The organism is uncultured Oceanicoccus sp. (assembly GCF_963968385.1).
Classification (GTDB): Bacteria; Pseudomonadota; Gammaproteobacteria; order Pseudomonadales; family Dasaniaceae; genus Oceanicoccus.
In genome coordinates this window covers 20,877-30,590 of the sequence record NZ_CAXAHB010000013.1, presented here as the reverse complement: position 1 = coordinate 30,590, position 9,714 = coordinate 20,877, and the positions used below count along the sequence as shown (strand labels likewise).

The following is a 9,714-nucleotide window of genomic DNA, read 5'->3' as shown; positions in this document are numbered from 1 at the left end:
TAGTGGCGATATATTTATCGAGGGTTTTATTCGATGACTCTAGGTACCAGATATAAGCCCTCATCGGCATCAGGGGCAATCGCCTGAAAGCTATTGCGCTGATTGGTTTCAGTGACAGTATCTTCACGCAGACGCTGCACCGCATCAAGCGGGCTGGCCATTGGCTCAATGGCAGCGGTATCCACGGTCTGCATCTTGTTCACCATGGCGAGGATATCGTTGATCCGGTCGACAACCTCAGGGATGTCATTTTTGGCGACCCTGATTCGAGACAGAATCGCTATTTTTTCAATATCGGATTGTTTTACGGACATTGCTATTTACTCAGTGGTCAATGATGTTATTTATGGCTCTATAGCTGATGTGCTTATCAGGGTTGAGACGGCTACCAAAACAGGCGCAATACCAAGCGATGGCTTGTTATAAACGCCAAACTTATCATATTTCTGCCTTGCTCTAAATGCCTGCCGTTGTTAGAGTGGCAAATTTATTGTGGGATAGAAAATAATGGGTCAAAAATAGGCTAAACTTCTGTGCTAGCAATGATCTAAGATATCGAGATTATAGAACCGTGAATAGTGGGTTGGTCTCGTACACACTTTAAAGACCTGCAAGGTGAAAAACTAAATGCTAAAAAAAATAAGAGGCCTTTTCTCCAACGATCTGTCTATTGATCTGGGGACAGCAAACACCCTGATTTATGTCCGTGAAGAGGGTATTGTGTTGGATGAACCTTCGGTGGTGGCAATTCGTGTCCATAATGGCCAAAAAACCATCGAAGCGGTCGGTTCGGATGCCAAGCGCATGCTGGGTCGAACACCGGGTAATATCACGGCTATTCGCCCGCTGAAAGATGGCGTTATCGCTGATTTTCAGGTCACCGAAAAAATGCTTCAGCACTTTATCTCCAAAGTTCACCAGAATAGTTTTATTCGCCCCAGCCCCCGTGTATTGATCTGTGTGCCCTGTAAATCGACTCAGGTGGAGCGCCGTGCTATTCGTGAATCTGCCCTGAGTGCCGGTTCTCGTGAAGTAAGACTGATCGAAGAGCCGATGGCGGCGGCGATTGGTGCGGGTCTCTCTGTTGAAGAAGCCACTGGCTCGATGGTGGTGGATATCGGTGGTGGTACCACCGAGATCGCAATTATCTCGCTAAACGGTGTGGTGTATTCAGATTCTGTTCGTGTGGGGGGTGACCGCTTTGATGAGTCCATCGTTTCTCACGTACGTCGCCGATATGGCAGCCTGATTGGTGATGTCACAGCGGAACGTATCAAACAAGAGGTGGGCTGTGCTCACACTGGTAGTGAGTTGCGTGAAATTGATGTTCGTGGACGCAATTTGGCCGAGGGTATACCGCGCAGCTTTACTCTCAATAGTGATGAAATTCTTGAAGCTTTACAGGAGCCGTTAACGGCTATTGTGCAATCGGTTAAACGTGCATTGGAACAAGCCCCTCCGGAATTGGCAGCAGATATTGCCGAAACCGGTATTGTCCTCACCGGTGGTGGTGCCATGTTGCGTGACCTCAATCGTTTAATTTCTGATGAAACTGGCCTGCCGGTGATGGTGGCGGACGATCCGCTGACCTGTGTTGCCCGTGGTGGCGGTAAGGCACTAGAGATTATGGATCGCCACAGTGTTGATCTTTTATCGACCGAATAACGATAAAAGCTCGACAAGTAAATCTGACGGAAAATTGAGTAAGGTATCTAACACTTTAGTACTGTGTTGATACTGTATTCACCCTCACAGCAATATAATATGAGGTAAGCTCATCAAACCGTTATTTATAAAAGGCCCTTCTATTGGCGCTCGGTTGTTAATACTGAGTGTCGTAGCTTTAGTGCTTATCTTTACTAGTCAGCGCCTTGGCTGGGTTAAAGATCTGCATGCCAATCTTTCTGCTATCGCTACCCCTTTTTATTGGGTGGCTGATATTCCCAGCCAGATCTTCCAGTGGAGCGATGACAATATCCGCAGTCGCAAAACCCTGATTAGCGATAATAAGCGGTTAGTGGCAGAAACCCTATTACTCAAGGCCCAAGTGCAGAGGCTGGCCTCGCTGGAGGCGGAAAATGTTCGGCTGCGGGAATTGCTTAACTCCTCAGCTATTCTTGACGATAGTGTTCTGGTGGCGGAAATGGTCGGTGTTTCGCCGAACCCTTTGCACCATCAAATTATCGTTAATAAAGGCAAAGAAGACGGCTTATATGTCGGTCAGCCAGTGATTGATGCGCTGGGTTTGATGGGTCAGATTATTGAGGTTGGGCCATTACACAGTCGAGTATTGCTTATCACCGATGCTACTCATGCACTCCCTGTACAAATCAATCGCAATGGCGTTAGAAGTGTGGCTGAAGGGGTCGGTCTATTCCATGAGTTAATTCTGCAACATGTGGCAGCCACCACCGATATTAAAGTCGGTGATTTGCTGGTCAGTTCCGGTTTGGGTCAGCGTTTTCCAGTCGGTTATCCAGTGGCAGTGGTTACCGAAGTGGCAATTGATCCCGGCCAAGCTTTTGCTATTGTTAAGGCCAAACCTAGCGCGGCGCTAAATAGAAGCCGGCATGTCTTGCTGGTATTTAGCAATCGACGGCAGGGGAGTGAAACCGTTGAGTCAAAGTAATGGTCGCTGGGTTATTGTTCTAACACTATTGTTGGCGCTTTGGTTGGCTATCGTGCCACTGCCCGTTTGGGCTCAGTGGGGGCGTCCAGAGTTTGTGGCTATGGTGTTGATCTATTGGGTGATTGCCTTGCCTGAGCGGATCGGTATCGGTATCGCCTGGGTGGCAGGACTGTTGCAAGATATTATCCAAGGCAGCCCCTTCGGACAGCATGCCTTCGCCTTGGCCCTGTTGGCCTACTTATCGTTGATTCTCTATCAGCGCTTGCGTATGTTTACCCCAGTACAGCAAGCGGCGGCTATTTTTGTCCTGATTGGGCTTAATCAATTAATCTGCCATTGGGTTGAAACCCTAACCGGAACTGCCTCCCCAAATCTTTTATTCTTATTGCCTGCGCTGGTTAGTGCACTGTTGTGGCCGCTATTATCGGTATTTTTGCGTATCCTGCGTCGAGCTTACTATGTCACTTAACAGCCCCCGCTTATATTTGGCCTCGCAATCACCACGGCGAGCGGAGTTGTTAGCGCAAATTGGGGTGGACTTTGAGAGGCTCTCGGTTGATACCGACGAAACTGTTTTGGCCGGTGAGGCGCCGGAGACTTATGTGCAGCGAGTTGCTAACACCAAAGCGCAGGCAGGTCTGGCATTAGTGCAACAGCAGGGCTTAAACCCCTTACCCGTACTTGGAGCGGATACTGCGGTGATAATTGCCGGTCAGATTATGGGTAAGCCCCGTGATCGTGATCACGCACTGGACATGCTCAGACAATTATCGGGCAAAACGCATCAGGTAATAAGTGCAATCTGTCTGTGTGGTCAACAGTATCAGCACGTTGCCTTGAATATTACTGAGGTAAGCTTCCGGGAAATTGCAGCGGCGGAGTTAGAACAATATTGGCACAGTGGTGAACCTCTAGGCAAAGCCGGTGCCTATGCTATTCAGGGGCTTGGTGCCGTGTTTGTAGAAAAAATTTATGGCAGTTATTCGGCCGTGGTGGGCTTGCCCTTATTGGAAACCCAGCAACTGCTGCAGAAGATAGAACAGATGGCATCTAATGAGTGAAGAAATTCTCGTCAATGTAACACCCACCGAAACACGGGTGGCGATTGTTGAAAATGGTATGTTGCAGGAAGTCTATATTGAGCGCAGCGCCTCTAAAGGTATTGCGGGCAATATCTATAAGGGCAAAGTGGTTCGTGTACTACCGGGTATGCAAGCGGCGTTTGTAGACATAGGCTTGGAGCGAACCGGCTTTATCCATGTATCGGATATCGCCGTTATCGATCAGGATGGTATTGAACAACGCAGTAACCAAGAGCCGGATATCCGCACTATACTCAGGGAAGGACAGAGCCTGATTGTACAAGTGATTAAAGACCCCATTGGTACCAAAGGCGCGCGGCTAACCACGCATTTGTCTGTTCCTTCACGTTATTTGGTGTATATGCCTCACACCCAGCATATTGGTATCTCCCAGCGATTAGAAGATGAGCAGGAGCGTGATCGTTTACGCGAGGTGGTTGAAAGCTGTATTGAAATCGAGGCTATGGAAAAACTGGGCGGCTTTATTATTCGTACCGCAGCGGAAGGAGCCGGTAAAGATGAGTTACTAGCGGATATTCGATATTTCAAACGCCTTTGGACAGCCCTCGAACGTAAAATGAAGCAGGGTGAAGTGCCGGCGATTATTTATCAGGATCTGCCACTTTATATGCGCACTATGCGTGATTTAGTTAGGCCAGAAATTGAAAAAATCCGCATCGACTCCAAAGAAAGTTTTCAAAATGTTAGTCAATTTGCCGAAGATTATATTCCCGAGTTAAAAGATCGCATTGAATACTATCCTGGTGAACGGCCTATTTTTGATCTATATAGCGTTGAGGACGAAATACAAAAAGCATTGGGCCGTAAAGTGGCTTTAAAATCCGGTGGTTATTTAATTATTGATCAAACCGAAGCCATGACCACCATTGATGTTAATACCGGTGGCTTTGTCGGTCATCGCAATTTAGAGGAAACCATTTTTAAAACCAACCTTGAAGCGGCGAGCTCGTTGGCAAGGCAATTGCGTGTTCGCAATCTCGGGGGTATTATCATTATTGATTTTATCGATATGAAAAATCCAGAGCATCGTCGACAGGTGCATCGCACTTTAGAAAAAGCGATGGAAAACGACTATGCCAAAAATAGTATTACCGGCGTTTCTGATTTGGGTTTAGTAGAAATGACCCGTAAACGTACTCGGGAAAGTCTTGAGCATGTGATGTGTGAAGAGTGCCCAGTCTGTGAGGCACGGGGATCGATAAAAACCGCTGAAACTATCTGTTATGAAATCTTTCGTGAGATTTTGCGTGAGGCGCGGGCTTATGAGACTGATAAATTACTAGTATTGGCTTCTCAGTCGGTTGTTGATCGGTTGTTAGATGAAGAGTCGGCAAGCGTGGCTGATCTGGAAGAATTTATCGGCAAGACAATTCAGTTTCAAGTAGAAGCGGTTTATAGCCACGAGCAGTTTGATGTCATTCTCTTATAATCTGCTATCAATTAGGTGATAAAAGCGTTGTTAAAAAAGACTGCTATCTGGGTTAATCATATATTGTGGACAGTTGTGTTCGCAGCATTAATCCTTGTCGCCACTTATGTCAGTATCGGTCGTTATTACATCTATGTTGTTGAAGAAAATCAACAGGTCCTATTAGCACGCCTTAATCAATTTGCCAAGCTGCCCTTTAGTGTCGAACGTATCCATGGTCAGTGGTCAAAACTTTTTCCCGTGTTGATTGTTGAGAATTTAACACTGCCTGCGTCAAATGATCCGGAGCAATCAGTATTAACTATCGGTCAACTCACCTTGCGGTTAGATCCATTGGCCAGCCTGTTTCAGAGTTCTTTGCAGATAAAACAATTATCCATGGATGGGGTTGAATGCAGTCTTGAAGAAACCCGTCCCGGTAAATGGCAGTTAAAGAGCTATTCTGAAGCCAAAGGAGCGCCTGGCAATGTTGATAATCTGATTGATTTAATTCTCAAGGTAGATGTTGCTGAACTATTAAAGGCTAATATTGCGGTTAACTTTGCCAAGGGCAGTGATGCCATAGTCAATGTTAAAGAGCTATCTTTAAAACGCGCCGATGACTTCAGGCGTGTCAAAGTTGAAGCCAATTTTGATCAGTCAGAAAAACCGGTATTGGGTGTTGTTGAAGCTTGGGGCGATCCTCGTGATTCAGAGAATTTTTCTGCTAAAGCTTATCTGGCCTTTAATGAAGTGGATTTCTCTGCTCATCTACCGGCTATCAATACCCTAAATATTGATATGGAAGATGCGCGTCTCGATGGCCAGTTATGGTTGGATTGGAAACCGAACAATATTATCGAGCTGCAAGGTTCTATTGCTACGCCGTTATTAAATATTGCGGTTTTAAGTGGTCAGCCGCTGGCTCCTTTAGAAAATTTCCAAATAAATTTCCGAGCAGAAAAAAAAGGTCCCAATAACTGGAGTGGCTGGGTGCCGTTATTGGCGATGGACTGGCAGCAACAGAGTTTTAAGTTTGAGCAGTTAGAAATAGATGTTAAAAATAAGCAGCTTGGGCTATCCATCCCTACTCTGGATATGGCAAACATTACGCAACAATTATTAGCCCTTGACTTGCTTGGGGGCCGATTTAAACAGACCCTTAATGCTCTTTCCCCTACTGGTAATTTGCATCAGCTTACTCTGAGTCTGTTGCGTAATTCATATGCTGAAAAAGTGTCTGATTTTATACTGCAGGCCAATCTGGACAATATTGCCGTTAATGCTTTGCATGGTGCCCCCGGCGCAACTGGTGTCAATGGCTATCTGCAAGTGGGTTCTAGCGATGGTTTTTTGGAGTTGGAAACAAAGGCGTTTGCATTAGACTTTCCGCGAGTTTATCGCCAACCTTTAGCCTTTGATGCTGCTAGCGGCAAGATAAGTTGGCAAATCACTCAAGACCGAGTTTATGTCGATAGCAGTCCACTAACTTTGGCTGCCGATCATGGACCTGTAGTGGCACAATTGAATTTGGATTTGCCTAACAAGCTCGATAGTGATCGACCGCCGGAAATGATACTGCGTATTGGTTTAACCGATACTGCAGTCAGTTATCGCGATAAATTTATACCCTATACCCTCAATCAGGATTTTCTTGATTGGATGTCCAATAGTGTTCCGCAAGGACAGGTGATTGATGGTGGGTTTATTTATCGGGGGTCCTTGGCTAAAGGGGATATTAATAACCGTACTGCACAGTTATACCTGAATATTGAAAACACCACGTTGGATTATCATCCGGAATGGCCTGAAGTAACGGCTATTCGGGGTTTGGTTGAAATCGACAATGGCAAAGTAAACGCCAATATTGCCGATGCCAAAATATATGATATGGCGGTCACTGATGCCAGAGTGACAACAACTGCGGCTGAAGGGGGTGGTGTTTGGTTAACCGTTGATGCCAAGACTGCCGGTGAATCCAGTGATGCGATTAAGTTTGTTAATCACAGTGCCTTACAAAGAATGGTTGGCAATGTGTTTAACCAGTGGCAATTGCAAGGTAAGACCACGGCAGATATTAGTCTTGGTTTGCCGCTTGCGGGCGCTGAGCAGTCGGCAGAGATAATGGTTGCCGTAGAATTATTTGATACTGATATCACCATGCCGACATATGGTTTGCAGTTTGCCGACCTTAATGGCCCGCTGACTTATAGTAGCCAGCAGGGCATCTATTCATCGGTTTTACATGCTAATTTATATAATAAGCCCTTGGTGATTGATGTTGGTCAGGACGAACAGAAAAGTCTGTTGATAAATTTTTCCGGTCGTGCCGATATGCATGATGTGATGGACTGGAGTCAACAGGCTGTATTGTCCTTTGCTACCGGTGAAACAGATATTGCTGCGCAGATAAAAGTGGACCCTACCGGTGAGAGCGAATTTACCCTGTCCTCAAGCTTGTTAGGTGTCGATATTGATTGGCCAGCGCCTTATAAAAAATCAGCGGACAGCAAAAGTGAATTCTGGTTGAAATTACCCTTGGGTGTTGATCAGTCTTTATTGCATATGGGCATAGTTGATGTTGCTGATATGCAATTGCGCTTTGATAAAGGGCAGTTGGAAAGTGGTTTAGTGATATTGGCAGAGGCTAATAATACCCAACATGAAGCAGGTTTTTTGGTTGTCACAGGCTCTATTGATCATTTTATCTTGAGTGAATGGCAGCAGGTATTTGCTAATTACAATAAAGCCAATGCGGTATTACAGCAAACTAAAGACGATAACACTGAGCAGGCGTTATCAATAAAAGTCAGAGAGTTATTGATAGAGAATTTTTCAGGTTTTGAACAGACGCATAAAAATTCTACGGTAAGTTTTCAGCGCTGGCAGGATGCTTGGTGGCTGACCGTTGAAAATAATTTTCTGGCTGGTGAGTTTTTTATTGCGGATGATAGCCATTCACCCTTGAAGGCTAAATTACGCTATATCAAATTACCCGAGTCTTCTGTTTCAGGAGGCCTTTCAAGTGTCAGCTTGGAATCTCTGCGCGAGCAGAATTTGGATTTTTCTGTAGAGCAGCTATTTTTAGACGATGAACTGTATGGCAGTCTTTCCTTTGAGTTGCGCCCTCAAAAAAATGGTTTGATATTTAATAATATCAGTGGCGATATGCGCGGCATCCTGATGGATAAAAATAATCCAGTGACCCTCGAATGGTTACAAACAGAATATGGTGAGCAAACCCGGTTATACGGCCAATTTGCTTTTACTGATTTTGGCGATGTACTTGAGTATTGGAATTATCAACGGATAATAGAAAGTAACAAGGGTCATATTGATCTCGATTTAACCTGGCCCGGCGCGCTTAATCAATGGTCTTTATTGGCATCCCGTGGGCCGTTAAATTTACTGGTTGAGGATGGACGTTTCTTAACAGCATCAGATACTGCCTCAGGTACTTTAAAGGTGGTGAGTATTGTTAATCTTCCCAATATCATCCGTCGTTTAAAGTTGGATTTTTCAGATCTATATAAAAGTGGTGTTAGTTATGATCGTATCGAAGGGGAAATGATGCTGGAGGATGACAAGCTAAAAATAGTCAAAGACTTAACGGTAGAGACCCCGTCCAGCGGCTTTGCTTTGCGTGGTAATGCCGATTTGCAGACAAAACAATTAGATATGGCATTGATCGCGACCTTGCCGGTAGCGGATAATTTGCCATGGGTTGCCGGGTTGGCTGGCGGTTTGCCTGCCGTTGCTGGCGTATATGTCGCGAGTAAAATTTTTGGGGATCAATTCGATCGTCTTTCTAGTGTGGTTTATAGTATTGATGGCGATTGGAATGATTATCAGCTTAAGTTTGAAAAAATTTATGATAACAAACAACAATAAAAGCCTGCGTTTATTTCATTAAAACTAGTAACTAACCAGTCCCCTAAGCGTATTTTCAGATCTCTAGTCTTTATATTTCATCCCACTCTAGCGGCAAGCATAATGGCTGACTATAACCGTGGTAAAAAAGCATCTTTAGATATCACTTAACTCTCTCAAGTAGCGAAATAGTTTGCGACTGGCAGCCGGTGGTTTATTATTTTTGATCTCTTTATTTGCTTGCATGACTAATTGGCGTAAATACTGCCGATCAGCATTGGCAAAACGTTCCATCACTTCTTCAATAGATTGGTGGCCACTTTCAATTAAATGATCTCGCCACTGTTCTAATTTATGGAACTCTCTGGCTTCTTCTTTGCGGCCATCCTGTAATTTTTTATAAGCGGCAGCTATCGCTTCAGTATCGACTTTTCGCATTAGCTTACCGATATACTGCATCTGCCGACGCAGGCCTTCACGATGCTTGATTCTGCGGGCGGTATTAATGGCTTCGGCTAGGGTTTCATCGTCAATAGGGATGGTATCTAGCTGGCCTTTGCTGAGTTTAACAATCGCCTCACCCAGTGCCTGTAACTCCAGCATATCCCGTTTCATTTCCGAGCGACTGACATAGATAATTTCTTCTGCATCGTCGTCAACATTATTTTTATCGTTCATGGGTTGCTCGTTAATCATTGGCCGGA

At 45.1% G+C, this 9,714-nt stretch carries 8 protein-coding genes; 6 read left to right on the top strand and 2 right to left on the bottom strand.

What is annotated here, in order from left to right; genetic code table 11:
• Positions 1–26: 26 nt before the first annotated feature.
• Positions 27–314, bottom strand: coding sequence for an Asp-tRNA(Asn)/Glu-tRNA(Gln) amidotransferase subunit GatC (gatC, locus tag AACP44_RS02725; protein ID WP_339338763.1), 288 nt, complete (start codon positions 312–314; stop codon positions 27–29).
• 313 nt (positions 315–627) lie between these two features.
• On the opposite strand from gatC, the gene AACP44_RS02720 reads away from it, so the two are divergent.
• From AACP44_RS02720 to AACP44_RS02695, 6 genes are all read left to right on the top strand, one after another.
• Positions 628–1,665: a rod shape-determining protein gene (locus AACP44_RS02720; RefSeq protein WP_339338761.1), complete on the top strand. Its 1,038-nt coding sequence runs from the start codon at positions 628–630 to the stop codon at positions 1,663–1,665.
• 112 nt (positions 1,666–1,777) lie between these two features.
• Entirely contained in the window at positions 1,778–2,629 is an 852-nt protein-coding gene (gene mreC, locus AACP44_RS02715) for a rod shape-determining protein MreC (protein ID WP_339338765.1), read from the top strand.
• Positions 2,616–3,098: a rod shape-determining protein MreD gene (mreD, locus tag AACP44_RS02710; RefSeq protein WP_339338759.1), complete on the top strand. Its 483-nt coding sequence runs from the start codon at positions 2,616–2,618 to the stop codon at positions 3,096–3,098. The genes mreC and mreD overlap by 14 nt, the downstream gene beginning before the upstream one ends.
• Entirely contained in the window at positions 3,088–3,690 is a 603-nt protein-coding gene (locus tag AACP44_RS02705) for a Maf family protein (protein WP_339338757.1), read from the top strand. The genes mreD and AACP44_RS02705 overlap by 11 nt, the downstream gene beginning before the upstream one ends.
• On the top strand, positions 3,683–5,161 hold the full coding sequence (gene rng / locus AACP44_RS02700; protein ID WP_339338755.1) for a ribonuclease G: 1,479 nt from the start codon (positions 3,683–3,685) through the stop codon (positions 5,159–5,161). The genes AACP44_RS02705 and rng overlap by 8 nt, the downstream gene beginning before the upstream one ends.
• Positions 5,162–5,236: 75 nt before the next feature.
• On the top strand, positions 5,237–9,031 hold the full coding sequence (locus AACP44_RS02695; protein ID WP_339338753.1) for a DUF3971 domain-containing protein: 3,795 nt from the start codon (positions 5,237–5,239) through the stop codon (positions 9,029–9,031).
• A 135-nt stretch (positions 9,032–9,166) separates the two neighbouring features.
• Here AACP44_RS02695 and yjgA read toward each other — a convergent pair whose 3' ends face one another.
• Entirely contained in the window at positions 9,167–9,688 is a 522-nt protein-coding gene (gene yjgA, locus AACP44_RS02690; RefSeq protein WP_339338751.1) for a ribosome biogenesis factor YjgA, read from the bottom strand.
• Positions 9,689–9,714: the final 26 nt, after the last annotated feature.